Source organism: Brevibacillus humidisoli (genome assembly GCF_020923435.1).
GTDB classification, from domain to species: domain Bacteria; phylum Bacillota; class Bacilli; order Brevibacillales; family Brevibacillaceae; genus Brevibacillus_E; species Brevibacillus_E humidisoli.
Window position 1 is genome coordinate 4,052,684 of the sequence record NZ_CP087263.1, and the last position, 16,960, is coordinate 4,069,643.

Below are 16,960 nucleotides of genomic sequence, written 5' to 3' on the forward strand. Positions count from 1 at the left end.
CCTTTGGTTCGGATGAAAGGCTTTTACGGCTTGTTCTTCAGTAAGGCACTGCTTTCTCTCATAGTCTCTGGCTCAACTTCCTGTCCATCTACGAAAAGGACAACATACGATATTTTGTTTGTTCAGCGTATATATAGAAAAAACAGACTATTTGGAAAGGATTTTTCTGCAAATAATCGAATAATTTTGAATGTAAGCGTTTGCCTGAACATTGACCTATGACGCTTGCCCTAAAAAATGCATAAAGGAGGCTTCGTACATGTCAATCGGTATTGCTGTCGTCGGACTGCTCTGCTTTTTCTTCGGTTATCAGTTTTACAGCAAGTTCATCGCCGAGAAAATCTACCGATTGGATCCAACCTTCGTCACCCCTGCCCACCGCTACAAGGACGGTGTGGATTTCGTCCCGACGAAGAAAGAAATCTTGTGGGGGCACCACTTCACATCCATAGCTGGAGCTGCCCCCATACTCGGTCCGGCTATCGCCGTCTACTGGGGATGGCTGCCTGCTTTTCTCTGGGTCGTCCTAGGCACGATCTTCGCAGCAGGTGTGCATGACTTCGGAACCCTGGTCATCTCGGCCCGACACAAAGGCCAGTCAATGGGCACCCTCGCAAACCGCATCATCGGCCAGCGTGCTAAAATGCTCTTCTTATTCATCATTCTCATCCTTGTGCTGATGGTGAATGCGGTGTTTGCCTGGGTGATCGCCAACTTGTTTATCTCTTTCCCCGCTTCTGTCCTGCCGATTTTCATCGAGATCCCGCTTGCCATCTGGATCGGCTATCGCGTCTATCGTTCCGGCGGAAGCTTGCTGCTTCCCTCAGTCATCGCGCTGGTCGTGATGTGGGGCACAGCTGTCGTCGCCAGCTATGTGCCTGCTCTGCAGATCAACTTCGTCGACTACCTGGGCGGTGCCGAAGCGGCAAACGTCTTTATGGGGCTGAACGCCACCGAGACTACCTTTTTGATCTGGATCGTAGTGCTGTTCGTATACTGTTTCTTCGCTTCCAGCCTGCCGGTCTGGACCTTGTTGCAGCCGCGGGACTACATCAACTCGCACCAGTTGATCATCGGGCTGATTGTCCTATACCTGGGCCTGTTGTTCCTGGCTCCTGAGGTCACGGCACCAGTCGTCAACTCCAGTGCCAACGACGTATCCTGGTGGCCTCTCTTGTTTATCACCATCGCCTGCGGTGCGATATCCGGTTTTCACGGACTGGTCTCGTCCGGCACTACGTCCAAGCAGTTGGATAAAGAGACAGACGCCCGCTACGTCGGCTATCTCGGGTCGGTCGGTGAAGGGATTCTCGCTCTGATCTCCGTCATTGCCGTTGCCACTGCTTTCTCCGTAGTCGATTTTTCCAGCAAATACGCCTCTTTTGCCGATGCCAGCAAAAACGGCTTAAGCTCTTTCGTCAATGGCGCAGCCAATCTGGCCAGCGGACTGGCGATTGATCCGACGCTTGGCAAGACGATCGTCGCCGTGGTTGTGGTTAGCTTTGCCGCGACCACTCTGGATAGTTCGGTACGGCTGATGCGCTATATCATTGCAGAAATCGGCAGTGAATACAAGATCAAAGTAATTACCGGCAATCGAACCGCTACAGCGATCGCCGTTCTGGCCAGCGCAGCGTTGGCACTAACACCGGGCGGCGCCAACGGGTTTGGTTCCGGCGGTTATCACCTCTGGCCGTTGTTTGGGACCTCCAACCAGCTGTTAGCCGGCATCTCGCTCTTGATCGTCACGATCTGGCTCAAACGATTGGGCCGCAACTACCTGCCGACGCTGCTGCCGATGTTGTTCATCCTGTTCGTTACGATCTGGGCGATGGCTCAGCAGGTGTTTACCCAGTGGATGGGCCAGGAAGGCAAAATGCTGCTGTTCTTCCTCGGTGCCGTCATCCTCGTCTTCGCCGCCTGGATCGTCCTCGAGGCCGTCCGAGTATTTGCCACTGGAAAAGATTATTCCAAGGACATTCCGGGCTGATCCAGATACGGGAAGGAGCCGCCCATGCGGCTCCTTATCTTTTGGGAGATGGTAGCGATGGAAAAGGTGCATGTGCTGTTTGTACGGGAAGCGGAACAGCAGATGTCCAACAGCGGCTGCTGCGGCCGTCTCTCCGGTGATCTAATCAACCTCTCGGAAGTGACTGGTGAGCGATTGTTCCGCGAACGCCGCCAGATCATGGAGGAGATGGGCCTCCTCTACCGCCGACTGGATGAACAATTCGGGGAGCAAGTGGAGTTGGATGTCATCGATCCACGCAACATCATTCTGTTCGTGGTTGTTTTGTGGCGGCAGTGGCGCAGAAAAAAAGTGCCGCTGTCGCAGATGCTGATGCACTTCAGCCGTGGATTTCATACAAAAGCGATCTTTGTCAACGGCGAACTAGTCGCTGCCGGGGAGATCCCCCGGTATGATCTGATTGCTGACAAAGTTTTGCAAATGCTAACCAGGCAGCGAGAGAGGAAGTGAAGCGATGGAGATCAGAGAACGTTGGAAGACGCTGATGCAGGGTTACGAAGAGCTCTTTTACGTCCGCTACCGCAGAGAGATCAGACGGGAAATCCGCAACGAAGAAGATCTGTTCCTCTTGCTCTGCTTTTCCGAAATGCTCGGATTGCCCAACCCGGTCTCGTACTATACGCTGGAGCTGTATCCAGCCATCTACGAACGTTTCCACGAATGGCATACGCGGATGGGTATGGAGCGCTCACCGCTTGATGACATTCGCTGCTGTTGAATGAGGACAGCGCAACGGGGCAGCGAATCAAGCATCCGTATCCGCCTGCGTCGCTCAGATCAGCACGGTATGCCGGAAAGGGGAATTGGCCGTGAAACACTACCTGCAGAGAAAAGTTGTGTTCTTCGGCGGCAAGGGCGGGGTGGGCAAGACGACCACCTCTTCTGCTTTTGCCCTGCGTGCCGCCGATCATGGAAAAAAAACCTTGCTTGTCTCCACGGACCCCGCCCACAATCTGCGCGACATCTTTGAGCGGCAGGTCGGACAGGAGCCGACGCAGCTGAGAGAGAATCTATGGGCGCTGGAAATCGATCCACACCACGAATCACACCGCTACATCGCATCGGTCAAGGAGAACCTGCGAAAAGTGGTCAGCGTGCAGATGATGAATGAAATCGAGCGGCAGATCGATATCGCCCATGTCTCCCCCGGTGCTGACGAATCGGCTCTGTTTGACCGGATCGTCGAGATCATCCAATGGATTGAGACCGATTTTGACTTGATCGTCTTCGACACCGCCCCGACAGGACATACGCTCAGGTTGTTGTCGCTGCCGGAGTTGATGGGTGCCTGGGTGGACAGTATGCTGTCGCGCCGCCAGAAGGTGATGAGCATGCGGGAGACTTGGCTGGAGGAAGCGGCTCCTGCCGAAGACCCGATCTATGAGATTCTGACCGCCCGCAAGCTGAAGTTCGCTCGCGCTCGAGAAGTGATCCTCAATGCCAAGCTGACCGCCTTTTCGTTCGTACTCACCCCGGAGCGGCTGCCGATTGCCGAGACGACACGGGCATTGCCTGTTTTGCAAAAGTATCAGGTACCCGTCGATACCCTGGTTGTCAACCGGGTGATTCCCGACGAGGCGGACGGCGAGTTTATCCGACGTCGGCGCGAGCAGGAGAGGAAGTACCTGACCGAGATCGAACAGCAATTCAGCCGTTACCGGATCGTCAGGATTCCCATGCTGGAGCAGGATGTGGCCGGATTGGAGGCGCTTGATACCATCGCTGGCCACTTGTTTTGACTTCGCACTCATACAATTTACAAATGCCGCAACCATTGGTATAGTGTCAGTAGACCAACCACATACTCGTTTCGGGGAGCTGGGTGAGCCTGGCTGAGAGGGTACCCGACAGGTACCGACCCGTCAAACCTGATCTGGGTAATGCCAGCGGAGGGAATGAAGCTTACCATTGTAACAACCCAGGTTGTTATTGTGCGAATCCACAGGCTGCCCGCTAATGGCAGCTTTTTTCATTGCTCTTTGGTGGCGCAGCAGCTAGATTGCCGTGTAGGCAAAAGAAAGGAGATCACGCAGATGCCAATCGTGAATGTAGGTTTTCAAGTTCTTCCCAAGGTGGCCGATGGCAGCAGCTATGCGGTCGTCGACAAGGCGATCGAGGTCGTGCAGCGATCTGGTGTGAAATACGAAGTGGGCGCCATGGAGACCGTGATGGAAGGAGAGCTTGACCAACTGCTGGAGATCGTCAAACGGGCCCAGGAAGCCTGCATCGCCGCAGGTGCTTCCGAAGTGATGACCCACATGAAGATCCATTACCGGCCCGAAGGAGTCAGCATGGATGAAAAGCTGGAAAAATACCGGTAAGCGAAGCCTCATAGACGATACCCCGCTTACCCGTTGGGTGTCCATCTTCTTGCCTGGCGGTGTGATGCTGGTACTGTTGATCCTCTGGGAATGGCTGGTGGCCATCACCCGGATTGAAAAGTGGATTCTTCCCAAGCCGTCGCACATCGTACAGTCGCTCTGGGAGTCGCGAGCACTGATCGCTCAGCACAGCGTACAGACCATCTACGAAGCCCTGCTGGGATTGGCCATAGCGATCGTGATCGGAGTCGCGATTGCCGCGATCATCGACAGCTCAGAGTGGCTGCGCAAAGCGTTCTACCCGCTGCTGATCATCTCCCAGACGGTCCCGATTATCGCTGTGGCACCGCTCTTTTTTATCTGGTTCGGCTATGGCATCCTGCCCAAGGTGGTCGTCGTCACTCTAGTCTGCTTTTTTCCAGTGGCGATTAATGTGGCAGACGGGCTGCGGCTCGTCGATCGCGACACCCTGCGGCTGATGGCGTCGATGGGCGCAGGCCGCTGGCAAATCTTCCACATGGTGAAGCTGCCGGCGACACTGCCATTTTTCTTTTCCGGGATGCGTATCGCCGGTACCTACAGTGTGATGGGGGCCGTGATCGGCGAGTGGCTGGGAGCGAGCAAAGGACTGGGCATCTTGATGACCCGCTCGTCACAGTCGTTCCTGACTGACCGGGTGTTTGCGACGATCGTGGTGATCACCCTGCTCAGCCTGGCTATCTTTGCTCTGATCGAGGGAGCCGCCCGCTTGTTGATGCCTTGGCATTATCGGCAGAAGCCTTCACCCTAGCGCCGACCGAAACGAAGCGAAGCAAGGAAAGATCAGAAGGAACCATCTGAATGATGCAACGATTGCATGCAAACGACGAAAGGATAGGAGACAAAAAGATGAACAAGAATGGAAAAGATTTGTTTGCACCGCTGCTGGCACTGGGACTCTCGTTAGCGCTGGTGGTGACCGGCTGTGGCGGCGCGGAGCAATCCGCACCGAAACAAGAGACGACACCAAACCAAGGGGGGACTCCGTCCACAGAAGCTCCAGCAGAACCGCAAAAAGTGACAGTCATGCTGGACTGGCTGCCCAACACCAACCATACCGGTCTCTACGTAGCCAAAGAAAACGGCTATTACGAGGAGCAGGGGCTGGATGTGGAAATCGTACAGCCGGGCGAAGGCAGCACAGCCGACCAACTGGTAGCCGCCGGAAAAGCAGATTTTGGCATCAGTTACCAAGAAGCAGTCACCCAGGCACGGGCAACTGATATCCCGCTCGTTTCCATCGCAGCGGTGATCCAGCACAACACCTCTGCCTTTGCCTCACTGAAGGAGGCTAACATCAGCTCGCCCAAAGATTTCGAAGGAAAACGCTACGGCGGCTGGGGCTCGCCAGTCGAGGAAGCCGTACTGCAAGCGGTGATGGAAAAAGCAGGCGCCGACTTTACCAAAGTAGAAAACGTCACGCTTGGAGTCGCCGACTTCTTTTCTACCATCGGGCGAGATGCCGACTTTGAATGGATTTACTACGGCTGGGACGGTGTCGAAGCGAAGCGAAGCGGCATGGAACTCAATCTGTTGATGCTCAAAGACCTGGACCCTGCGCTCGACTACTACACACCGGTGATCGTCACCAACGAACATCATATCGCCGAGCAACAAGAACTGGTCAAAAAGTTCGTCGCCGCTACTGCCAAAGGGTATCAGTTTGCTATCGAACAGCCGGACCAAGCAGCGGACATGCTGCTCAAAAACGCCCCGGAATTGAATGCGGACTTGGTCAAAGCAAGCCAGGAGTGGCTGAGTGGCAAGTACCAGGACGATGCTGACCAATGGGGCATCCAAAAGCAAGAAGTGTGGGAACGCTATGCCAAATGGATGTTTGAGCGCGACCTGATCCCAAAGATGATCGAAGCGGACAAGGCCTTTACCAACGAGTTTTTGCCTGAGCCGTCCAACTAATAACCAGTGAACCAGAAGAACGATAAAACATCACCCGCATAAAGGAGGGAGCTGCGGATGACCGATGAAAAACTAGCGATACGAGGAATAAGCAAAACGTTCCCTGGCAAAGGGGTTTCTCGTGTCCGAGCACTGCAAGATATCTCCCTGTCGGTCCGACAGGGGGAGTTCGTCAGCCTGATCGGCCCGAGCGGATCAGGGAAAAGCAGCCTGCTGGACATCATCGCCGGTCTCTCGCTTCCCGACGCTGGTGATGTACTGATCGATGGCCGCTCCAAGGCCGGAGAACGCGGCCACGTCAGTTATATGCCGCAGCGGGATGTGCTGTTTCCATGGCGAACCATTCTAGACAATGTGATCGTCCCGCTGCAGATTCAAGGAGTGGAAAAAAAGCAGGCACGAGAAGAAGCGACCCGCCTGCTGCCCGTGTTTGGATTGGAGCAGTTCGCTGCCAGCTACCCGCACATGCTGTCCGGCGGGATGCGGCAGCGCGCCGCTTTTTTGCGTACTTACCTGTGCAAAAAAGAATTGATACTGCTGGATGAGCCGTTCGGCAGTCTGGATGCACTCACCCGGATGCAGATGCAGCAGTGGCTGCTCGGCATCTGGCAGCAGTTCCGCCATTCCGTGTTGCTGGTCACGCATGATGTGGATGAAGCGATCCTCCTCTCCGACCGGATCTATCTCTTATCCGCACGTCCCGGAGAGATCGTCGCCGAAGTGGACGTACCTCTGCCACGGCCGCGGGAGCCGGTGATCACGACCGATCCCGCCTTTTTATCCATCAAATCGAGACTGCTCCAACTGCTGCAGGAAGCAGTCTTTTCCAACGTGGTGGATTCGTAACATGCATTCTTTTCTTTCCTTGGCAGCAACGATTGGTCGCGAAATCACAACCACCGTGGTTTTGACGACTACAAGTTCTTACGAATACAAAAGGAGGAGAAATCTCCGATGATGACACACCGTTATCTCCTCTTTTCCGGAGGCAATCTCGGGGACTGGGCGCTTGACGAAGTGCAGGAGGGTGATGTGCTGGTCGGCGTTGACCGCGGGGCGCTCTTTTTGCTGCAGCACGGTATCGTTCCAGCCTATGCCGTCGGAGATTTCGATTCCGTAAACGAGGCAGAACGAAGCCAGATCGAGCAGCAGGTAGCGAGCGTTGCGTCCTGTGATCCGGTGATGAAAGACCTGACCGATACGGAGATGGCCTTCCGATGGGCGCTCACACAGCAGCCGACGGAAATCATCCTGCTCGGTGCGGTAGGCAGCCGCCTGGACCACACACTGGCCAATCTCCACCTGCTGGTCGAAGCGCAAAAGGCAACTGTGCCCTGCAGGATTGTCGACGAGAAAAACGAGGTGCTGCTCGTTGATGGCACCGCACAGATCAAAAAGAGGCGCTACCGCTATGTCTCCCTGCTGCCGCTCAGCACACAGGTTACCGGCATTACGCTGGAGGGATTTCTCTACCCCTTGCATCGCGCAACACTAACCATCGGCCAGTCACTCGGGATCAGCAACGAATTGCTGGGTTCACACGGTACGGTCAGCGTCGAGTCCGGACAACTCTTGCTCATACAGAGTTTGGATTAGCCGATATGCATTGTCTTGGGTTCGACTTAGATTCGCAAACACCTGCAACGTATCCGCACCAGAACACGTCTACATCAACAAAGAGGAGGTGCGCGATGAAACGGAATCGTTTTTACTTTTTAACCATCCTTACGTTCCTGGTTGCACTCTCTGCCGGTTATTGGAACGGGTGGGGAGTGCGATCGGCTGACGATGGATATCTCTTGACTGATCAGCCCCATGCCTTTGCACAAACAGCGGATCAAACGACTGCTCCCAAGCAGGTAGAGCCGCTGCCGGTAGTGGGGTCCTACAACAATCTAAAAGCACTACTGGAAGAAGCGGAGAAAACCCGTGAACGGGTGTACCGTTACCGGGGAGTCAAAATGGCCCTCGAAACAACTGCTTCTGCCCCTGCCAGCAGCGAAGCCCAAGCAAAACAGGCAGCACCCTCGGCCGACTCAGGCATGGCCGCAGATTACTCGGGCACCAATGTTCAGGTTGCCGGCGTCGATGAATCCGACGTGGTCAAGACAGACGGTTCTTATCTGTATCTGGTGCGCAATCAACAGGTCGTTGTGGCACAGGCCACTCCCGCAGATCAGCTAAAGGTCGTCAGCACCCTCAATTACGCAGAAGAAGATCTCCGACCAAGTGAGCTGTACGTGGATGACAACTACCTGGTGGTGATCGGACATGATGCCGAACGGATCTCCAAAATTCCCTACCACCGCGAGCAGGTAAAAGCCATCGTCTATGATCTGCGTGACAAAACGAAGCTAAAACAGGTCAAAGAGGTTGCGCTGGAGGGTCACTATGTATCGTCCCGCAAGATCGGCTCTGCTCTCTATCTCGTCGCCAACCGATGGATCGACTCCCACTGGATTTTAAAAGAGCAGACGCAACTGCCTGCCCCGGTGTACAGCGACTCGGCCAGCGGCGATGAGCCGATCCCGGTTGACTATGGCGATATGCGTTATTTCCCTGATTCGATCGAGCCGAACTATCTGTTGATCGGCGGCATCAATCTGGATCGAATCGATCAGGAGATGCAGGTCTCCTCCTATCTGGGAGCGGGTGAAAATATCTACGCCTCACCTGAGCACTTGTACGTAGCAGTGACCGATTACGAACTCAAGGAGACCTTTTTTATCGAACAGCCACCTGAGCAAAAGACACGGTTTTACAAGTTTGCTCTCCATGACGGTACAACGGAATACCTGGCAAAAGGGGAAGTCCCCGGCCGCATCCTCAATCAGTTTTCGATGGATGAACACGACGGCTACTTCCGTGTGGCCACGACCAAAGGAGAAGTCTGGCGCACCGATGAGCATACCTCGAAGAACAACCTGTACATCTTGGACGACAGTCTAGCCTTGAAGGGCAAAATCGAGGACATCGCACCAGGCGAAAAAATCTACTCGGTCCGATTTATGGGCGACAGAGGATACATCGTAACGTTTAAGAAAGTGGACCCGTTGTTTGTGATCGATCTGAAAAACCCGGAGCAGCCAAAGATTCTCGGAAAACTGAAGATTCCCGGCTACAGCGATTACCTCCATCCCTACGACGAAAACCATCTGATCGGCTTCGGAAAAGACGCAGTGGAAGCCTCACGGGAAGGGGAACCAGGATCGGGCTCAGACACAATCGCCTTTTACCAAGGCATGAAGGTCGCTCTGTTTGACGTCAGCGATGTCAGCCATCCGGTGGAAAAGTACAGCCTGATCATCGGCGATCGCGGCACCGATTCGGAACTGCTGCACAACCACAAGGCACTGCTTTTCTCCAAAGCGAAAAACCTGCTAGCGTTCCCAATCACCGTCAGAGAAATCCCGGAAAGCGTCAAACAGTCCAAAGCGCGTGACGTGACACGCTACGGCGAGTTTACGTTCCAGGGTGCCTATGTCTACCAACTGGATCTCGACAAAGGCTTTACCCTGCGCAAAAAGATTACCCACCTCACAGAGCAGGACATGCTGAAGTCGGGTGACGGCTGGTACGACAGCGAACGCAATGTGGAGCGAATCCTGTACATCGGCGACAAGCTGTACACCCTGTCTTCTTCGATGATTAAAGCACACGACCTTGACACGTATCAAGAAGTGGGAAGTCTCGCCCTGTCCGATTGAGCAAAAAGTTTGTCAATTAGTCACATGCAGCGCAGCCACACTGCTCTCCATGTATGGTAGGATTAGACCTATTGCTGTCAAGCAGGCGGTAGTTTCTGTAAAGTGACGGCAAGTTGTGCGAAATAGCTGCTTTTGTAGTATAATAGCAGGTATTGCACATCATCTATCCTGCAAATAGATGGAGGTATTTGAAAATGGAACAGCAACAAAAACCGTACAGAGTCTTGCTCTACTACAAGTATGTGCCGATTGAGGACCATGAGCAGTTTGCACAGGAGCATCTGACATTCTGCAAGGAGCTGGGTCTCAAGGGACGGATTCTGGTAGCACCGGAAGGAATCAACGGCACCGTATCCGGCACGGTTGAACAGACACAGATTTACATGGACACTATGCACCAGGACTCTCGCTTCGCCGACATGGTTTTCAAGATTGACGAAGCAGACGGGCATGCTTTTAAAAAGATGTTCGTACGCCCGCGCAATGAGTTGGTTACCTTCCGCCTGCCGGAAGACATCAACCCCAACGAATTGAGCGGCAAACGCCTCTCCCCTAAAGAGTTCTACGAGATGCTGCAGCGCGAGGATGTCGTCGTGCTGGACGGACGCAACACGTACGAATACGATATCGGACACTTCCGCGGCGCGATTCGCCCCGATGTGGAATCGTTCCGTGAGTTCCCGGAATGGATCAAAGAGAACTTCCAACAGTTTAAGGATAAAAAAGTACTGACCTACTGCACCGGCGGAATCCGCTGTGAAAAACTGACGGGATTGCTGCTGAAAGAAGGTTTTCAGGATGTGTACCAACTGCACGGCGGGATTGTCACCTATGGCAAGGACCCGGAAGTGAAAGGGCATTTGTTTGACGGGAAGTGCTACGTCTTTGACGAACGGATCTCCGTACCGATCAACCAGGTGGAAGATGTTGTCGTCGGCAAGTGTTATCACTGCGGAAAACCGGAAGATCGCTACGTCAACTGTGCCAACCCGGAATGCAACCTGCAGCATATCTGCTGTGAAGAATGCGAGAAAACCTATAAACGCTCCTGCTCGCAGGAGTGCCGTGAACACAAGCGGAACCGCTATGTGCTGGAGCAAGAGGCAAACCAAGCGACAGCAAAAGAAGAACGGCAGGTTAGCAAAGTAGGCTCCTGACATGTAGACGTCTGACATCTGGGCTGAACAGCGAAGCGCTGTTTTGCTGCTGCCATCGTACACACCGCAGAACATATCGATGTTCTGCGGTGTGTTTTTTGTTATCGTCAGACACGTTCATCACTGCTCATGCCGGTTAAGAGTTGATCGTGTTCGATCAGATTCTCCTTGCGCGCACCAACGAATTCGATTATTATCTAATTAGATTTTCATTAAATTAGATTCATATCTAAATAAAATGAACAAACTTCTAAAACCGATCTTCGTTTCTACGAATCGTCATCACCTGGAAAAGGGGCATCGCCAATGTGGAAGAACCGAAATCTGTGGATTTTAATGATCGCCGAGGGAGGCTCCGGACTGGGCATGTGGTTTGGAATCATCGGCAATCTCGAGTTCTTACAGCAGATGGTCCCTTCCGATTTCCTGAAAGCGGCGATTCTGCTGTCCGGCTTGTTCGTCGGCACGTTGACCGCTCCATACGCTGGCAGCGTGATTGACCGTCAGGGCGGCCAAGCGGTCATGGGTTGGTCCGGGATCGCCCGCGTATGCGGGCTGTTGTTCATGTTTCTCGCTCTTGCCACTGATTCGGTCGGCTGGATGGTTCTGTTCATGGTTGTCAACGGAGTGGCTGCTAGCTTCTATCTGCCGGCGCTACAGTCGTTGATTCCCTTGATCGTCGAGGAGAAGCACCTGGTGGCGGCAAACGGGCTGCATATGAACGTGGCTACCTTCTCCCGGATCGCTGGTACCGCCTTGGCCGGGCTGCTGCTGACTGTGACTGACTTGGTTGGCATGTATCTGGTGGCCATGTTTGGCTATCTCTTTCTGGTCCTCCTCACTCCATTTCTACGTATCGATAGAGGCGAGACCGGGAAAGCTGCTCCGGCGAGAGGACAAGAGGGTATTCCCGCCTGCGATCGCCCACCACAGGAACCTGCCGCAGCAGTAGCAGATACGGGGCACCGCTTTGCCGATTTGCTTCCCGTATTGCGAGCGTCTTCCATGGTGCCACAGGTACTGCTTCTCTCTTTTGTGCCGCTGACTCTCTTAGGTTGTTTCAACTTAACAGTGATCGCGATTAGCGAGCAGACAGCCGACCCCTCGATCAAAGGACTGCTCTACACGACAGAGGGGATCTGTGCCATCGCGGGAACGTTTGCGGCCAGGATGCTGTCGCACAGACGGAATCAGATCTATGTGATGACCGTCTCTGTTTTGCTCGTCGGTCTCGCTTATCTCTCTCTCACTTTCGCCCAGCACTGGCCTTTTTATCTCACCAGTTTTGCCGTAATGGGTTTGGGTGTAGGCAGTTTTTTTCCGCTCTCTGCAGCTCTGTATCAGCAACAGATTCCCAAGCAGTTTCACGGACGCTTTTTTTCGCTGGTCGACATGATGGAAAACAGCTACTTCTTGTTTGTGATGTTGACCGCTGGTCTCCTGCTAGACACGATCGGACTGAGCCTGATGGCCCTCAGCATGTCCAGTTTCTCTCTCTGTATCATTGGCTATGTGATCGTCCGGCAGCTATGGCGATTGCCCCGTTCACATCAACGGACAGCAGGACTGGATGGCGATATAAGCCAGCAGCCGTAATTCAGCCCTAACGATCCTGCGTCTATCGTGATCTCCCCTCCAAATGAATCGGCCCTGCCTTCCCTATCGTGGAAAGCAGGGCCGCCCCATGCATCGACTCAATCAGAGACGGGTATCAGTCGGAGCCGTCACTATCTTCTCTGGGGACCTGCGGGAGGTGCCGCAGCTTGTCAGGGTTCATGATCAGGTAGATCTCCGCAATCTGTCCTCCCTGCAGTTTATAGCTGAACACACTCCAGTACTTACTGCCTTCTGAAATCAACAGTCCCGGACTGCCGTTTACATTGACGATCTGCAGGCCAATATTTGCAGCCCGCTTCTGCGCCACTCCCAAGAGAAAGGCGACGACACGCTCCCGACTGTAGATCGGACGCAGAGCTGCCCTCACCTTGCCTCCGCCATCGGAGTACAAGACGGCATCATCCGACAGGAAACGAAGCAAGGCTTGGGCATCTCCACGCCGGATCGCCGTGATGAATCCACGCAGCAGCTTCTCGTTTTCCTCATAAGGCACCTCCTGCTGGGGATGCTCGTGGGCCAGCTTCTGCCTAACCCTGCTAAAAATCTTCCGACAGTTTGCCTCCGTCTTGCCGACAATCTCGGCAATCTCCGAGTAGTCAAACTGCAAAACTTCACGCAGGACAAACACCCCTCTCTCAACAGCCGTCAACTGCTGCATCAAGGTCACGTAGGCAATAGACAAGCTGTCACGGGAGATGACCTCCTGCAGCGGATCATCATCTTGCTGAAGGACGAGAGGTTCCGGCAGCCACGGGCCGACGTACACTTCCCGCTGTTTCTGTGCCGATTTGAGGTGGTCCAGACAGCGGTTGGTCACCATTTTACACAGATACGCTTTGATGTTGGAGATATGCTCCTGATGGATCCGACCCATCATCGCAAACGTCTCCTGAACAATGTCTTCTGCATCAACGACCGTGCCCAACATCCGATAGGCCAGTGAAAAGAGCAATGGTTGATATCTCCGGTACAACTCTACTGTATCGATAGCGCCATCACCTCTTGTTCTATATAGTAAGCAGCGTGAGCACACAGGAAGCGGCTTGCCTTCCGCTGGACAGGGCAGCATCAGCCAGCAGTCCCTCGGCAGTCAGCCAGTCCCCAGCGAGGTAAAGACCGGGAATATCGGCAACCGAGGATGCTTCTGCTGTGACGGATGTCGGTTCAACCCTCGGCAAGCGGTGCGACACGGTAATAGCTGGCAGATAGCGGCTGGTCAACACTTCCCTCCGCCACCCAGGCTGGAGCTGATCGAGAAACGATTCCATTTCCTGTCTATGTCCTGCTGCATCCTGCTCCTCCCCCGTTCGCAGATACTTGAACAGATGAACCACAGCGTGCTGACGGTCCCGACTTAACCTGGCCGCTGCCGAGTGGTTGGAAAAGTAAAGCGAACGGTCCAAATCGAGTGCAAACGAGGTGTCGGGTCTTGGCAGTCTTTTACATGCGATGTCCAGACACGCCCCTTTCACCGGGATCATGGCCTCCCCGAGTGCCGCAAGCCGTGATGGCACCTCTTGCCGCAGCAGCTTGACAGTACCTGGCGGTGGAAGTGTGGAGATGACTGAGCGAGTATGGAATGCGTGTCCATCAGCCGTGGTTACGATCATCTCCGGTGCCGTGCCGCCGATCGCTGTAACCTGTCTTTTTTGGTGGACCGTCGCTCCCGCTGCCACTGCTTGCGACAGCAGACCATCCACTAACTGCTGCCAACCACCATGTAGGTAGAGGGCTCCTTTTGCGGAGAGCTTCACCTGTCGGATGGCCGCAGCGGCGCTAGTCAACTCCGGCTCATTGGTATAGGTGGCCAGCCGGGAGATCGCATAAAAAAGCTGCTTCACACTCTCCGATTGAAACTGCTGCTCTACCCAGTCATGCAGGCTGATTCCTTGGATCGCATCCGTGTCTACCCTCGGAAGCCGACTGATCAAACGGATCAGCTCCTTTTTCTCCCGCCAGGAGAATAGCTTGGAGGTAAGCAGAGAGACCGGTGAAAGCGGCATCTCGTATACCCTCTCTCCCATAACCAGCTTGCCGGAGATGCCAGCCGTTCCCCCTTTTGGAATCACGCCAAGCTCGCACAGTACGTTCATTCCCGCCCCCTGTTTGTACAGCGCATGAGGGCCCAGATTAAACAGGCATCCCTCCCGTTCCTCCGTCATGGCGCGCCCTCCCAGATGATCTGAGCGTTCCAGGAGCAGCACCTGTTTTCCTCGTCTGGCCAACCAGGTGGCCGCCGTTAAACCTGCCAAGCCACCCCCGATAACCACTGTGTCCCACGGCTTACCCTCCCACCTGGCGGGTGTGGTCGTCATCAGAGTCCTCCCCTTTGCATCCTTTTGCAAACAAGACGAGAAAGAAGTGAGATTTGTGACACATGATCAGAAAACGAGAAAACAATCGAACCAACTAACACGCATGCAAGTGATGAACCTCATCCAGATCTGGGTATTCACCCTCATTTGTTTTATACTATACCTGTACCTCTATCGATCGGGAAGTGAGAGATTTGCTGCAGATAACCGAGTTTGACGCGATCACCTGCGCCCGGACGACAGTGTCCGGGGGCGGAATAAAGCTTGACGTCTACTTGTACTTTATGGACGGGTTGTTGGTGGATACCGGACCGAGTCGCATGAGCCGTACACTGATTCCGTTTTTCCAAGACAAGCCGATCGAGCAAGTCGTCCTAACCCATCACCATGAAGACCATACCGGCCTGGCTAGATGGATCGAGCAAAACCTCGGCATGACTCCGTATATCCATGAAAAAGGCATCCCCCTCTGCCAGCAGCGGCCATCCCTTCCGCTCTACCGCCGACTGTTCTGGGGAGGCCGGGAACCGTTTCAGCCGCAGCCCGTGCCCTCCACTGTGGAGACGGAACATTACCAGTTCGAAGTGATCCATACACCCGGCCATGCCGACGATCATATCTCGCTGCTCAACCGTGAACAAGGCTGGTTGTTCAGCGGCGATTTGTTCGTTACGTCACGTCCCAAAAGCTTCTTTTCCTTTGAAGCAGCACCGCAGATCATTCGCTCACTGCGCAGCATCTTGTCCTATGACTTCTCCACCTTAATCTGTTCACATGCCGGCGTTCTGTTCGACGGGAAAAAAATGATTCAAACAAAGCTAAACTACCTGGAAGAAGTAGTCGGACAGGTAACCGCACTCTACGAGCAAGGCCTAACGGCCAAGCAGATCCGCCAACGCCTGTTCCCCCAGATCCATCCGATGCAGCTGCTGTCCGGTTTTGAAAACTCGCCTGAACATCTGATTCGATCGATTGTACGTGAGCTGGAGGTGGAAAGAAACCAACCCTGACGCGGGGCCATTCGTTGGCAGATGTCCTGCAGAGGTCCAGACAGGAAACAACTTGACCGGCTCCTTGTCGAAAACAAAAAAGCTCGGAGATTGCCGAGCTTTCCTTTACATATCCGGGATCTGCCAGTCGATCTGCTCACTGCCGATGCTCTTCAAGAATTGATTGGTCCTAGAGAATGGTCTGCTGCCGAAGAACCCCCTGTTGGCAGAAAACGGGCTGGGATGGGGGGAACTGATAATATGGTGGTGCGGAGCCGTTATGAGTTCACGTTTCTCCTGAGCGTTCTTGCCCCATAAGAGAAAGACCACTGGTTTTTCGCGCTCGTTGAGGATGGAGATCACCCTGTCTGTAAACTTCTCCCAGCCTATCCCCCGATGCGAGTTGGCAGCACCGCGCCGTACGGTGAGGACAGCGTTGAGCAACAGCACCCCCTGCTCAGCCCATCTGACGAGGTAACCGTTGTTGGGAATGGTACAGCCCAGATCTTGCTGCAGCTCTTTAAACATATTCTGCAGGGACGGCGGGGTGGCCACTCCCGGCTTGACGGAAAAGCTTAGCCCATGAGCCTGCCCCGGCCCGTGATAAGGGTCTTGACCGAGGATCACCGCTTTGGTGTCGGCATACGCCGTGTAGTGCAGCGCGTTAAAAATGTCGTACATATCCGGATAGATCGTTTTCGTCCGATACTCTTCTACGAGAAACTGCCGCAATTGCAGGTAATACGGCTTCTCAAACTCGTCCTGCAGGAGCGGTCCCCAGTCATTTCGCAATATCTTCATCTCATCATCACCTATAAAAGCAAAGTGTCCATCCATACCAACCATTATAACAAAAACTGGACATGCAC

16 protein-coding genes and 1 riboswitch are annotated in these 16,960 nt (G+C 54.1%); of the genes, 13 read left to right on the forward strand and 3 right to left on the reverse strand.

The genetic code is table 11. The features are described from left to right. The first annotated feature begins 259 nt into the window (after positions 1-259). The 12 genes from LOK74_RS19755 to LOK74_RS19810 all read left to right on the forward strand — a co-directional run bounded on the left by LOK74_RS19755 (position 260) and on the right by LOK74_RS19810 (position 12,766). Complete coding sequence (locus LOK74_RS19755) at positions 260-1,990, forward strand: carbon starvation CstA family protein (RefSeq protein WP_230043706.1); 1,731 nt, start codon at positions 260-262, stop codon at positions 1,988-1,990. A gap of 57 nt (positions 1,991-2,047) precedes the next feature. After that, complete coding sequence (locus LOK74_RS19760; RefSeq protein WP_230043707.1) at positions 2,048-2,479, forward strand: hypothetical protein; 432 nt, start codon at positions 2,048-2,050, stop codon at positions 2,477-2,479. Positions 2,480-2,513: 34 nt separating this feature from the next. Then, positions 2,514-2,747 (forward strand): cory-CC-star protein, encoded by a 234-nt coding sequence (locus LOK74_RS19765; RefSeq protein WP_420908803.1) that lies wholly within the window; start codon positions 2,514-2,516, stop codon positions 2,745-2,747. Between the two features lie 91 nt (positions 2,748-2,838). Beyond that, the gene (locus tag LOK74_RS19770) at positions 2,839-3,768 is read left to right on the forward strand and encodes an ArsA family ATPase (RefSeq protein WP_230043709.1); all 930 of its coding nucleotides are present in this window, start codon (positions 2,839-2,841) and stop codon (positions 3,766-3,768) included. A gap of 62 nt (positions 3,769-3,830) precedes the next feature. Next, positions 3,831-3,942: riboswitch (TPP riboswitch) on the forward strand. 120 nt (positions 3,943-4,062) lie between these two features. Then, positions 4,063-4,350, forward strand: a complete 288-nt coding sequence (locus LOK74_RS19775; protein WP_230043710.1) for a thiamine-binding protein — start codon at positions 4,063-4,065, stop codon at positions 4,348-4,350. A gap of 64 nt (positions 4,351-4,414) precedes the next feature. Further along, positions 4,415-5,140, forward strand: coding sequence for an ABC transporter permease (locus tag LOK74_RS19780; protein ID WP_230047069.1), 726 nt, complete (start codon positions 4,415-4,417; stop codon positions 5,138-5,140). A gap of 98 nt (positions 5,141-5,238) precedes the next feature. Then, a complete protein-coding gene (locus LOK74_RS19785) occupies positions 5,239-6,306 on the forward strand; it encodes an ABC transporter substrate-binding protein (RefSeq protein WP_230043711.1) in 1,068 nt (355 codons plus the stop codon). Positions 6,307-6,363: 57 nt separating this feature from the next. Continuing rightward, complete coding sequence (locus tag LOK74_RS19790) at positions 6,364-7,152, forward strand: ABC transporter ATP-binding protein (protein ID WP_230043712.1); 789 nt, start codon at positions 6,364-6,366, stop codon at positions 7,150-7,152. Positions 7,153-7,260: 108 nt separating this feature from the next. After that, positions 7,261-7,902, forward strand: coding sequence for a thiamine diphosphokinase (locus LOK74_RS19795; RefSeq protein ID WP_230043713.1), 642 nt, complete (start codon positions 7,261-7,263; stop codon positions 7,900-7,902). Positions 7,903-7,997: 95 nt separating this feature from the next. Then, a complete protein-coding gene (locus LOK74_RS19800) occupies positions 7,998-10,013 on the forward strand; it encodes a beta-propeller domain-containing protein (protein ID WP_230043714.1) in 2,016 nt (671 codons plus the stop codon). A gap of 194 nt (positions 10,014-10,207) precedes the next feature. Next, the gene (gene trhO, locus LOK74_RS19805; protein ID WP_230043715.1) at positions 10,208-11,170 is read left to right on the forward strand and encodes an oxygen-dependent tRNA uridine(34) hydroxylase TrhO; all 963 of its coding nucleotides are present in this window, start codon (positions 10,208-10,210) and stop codon (positions 11,168-11,170) included. Positions 11,171-11,476: 306 nt separating this feature from the next. After that, positions 11,477-12,766 carry an MFS transporter gene (locus LOK74_RS19810; protein ID WP_230043716.1) on the forward strand — a complete coding sequence of 430 codons (1,290 nt, stop codon included), beginning with the start codon at positions 11,477-11,479 and terminating at the stop codon, positions 12,764-12,766. A gap of 115 nt (positions 12,767-12,881) precedes the next feature. Here the strand turns inward: LOK74_RS19810 and LOK74_RS19815 are convergent, their stop codons facing one another. Beyond that, entirely contained in the window at positions 12,882-13,739 is an 858-nt protein-coding gene (locus LOK74_RS19815; protein WP_230043717.1) for an RNA polymerase sigma-70 factor, read from the reverse strand. Positions 13,740-13,794: 55 nt separating this feature from the next. Next, positions 13,795-15,102: a phytoene desaturase family protein gene (locus LOK74_RS19820; RefSeq protein ID WP_230043718.1), complete on the reverse strand. Its 1,308-nt coding sequence runs from the start codon at positions 15,100-15,102 to the stop codon at positions 13,795-13,797. Between the two features lie 194 nt (positions 15,103-15,296). Between LOK74_RS19820 and LOK74_RS19825 the strand changes: the two genes are divergently transcribed. Continuing rightward, positions 15,297-16,112, forward strand: a complete 816-nt coding sequence (locus tag LOK74_RS19825; protein ID WP_230043719.1) for an MBL fold metallo-hydrolase — start codon at positions 15,297-15,299, stop codon at positions 16,110-16,112. Between the two features lie 105 nt (positions 16,113-16,217). On the opposite strand, the gene LOK74_RS19830 is transcribed toward LOK74_RS19825, so the two are convergent. Beyond that, a complete protein-coding gene (locus LOK74_RS19830) occupies positions 16,218-16,892 on the reverse strand; it encodes a uracil-DNA glycosylase (protein WP_230043720.1) in 675 nt (224 codons plus the stop codon). Between the last annotated feature and the right edge of the window lie 68 nt (positions 16,893-16,960).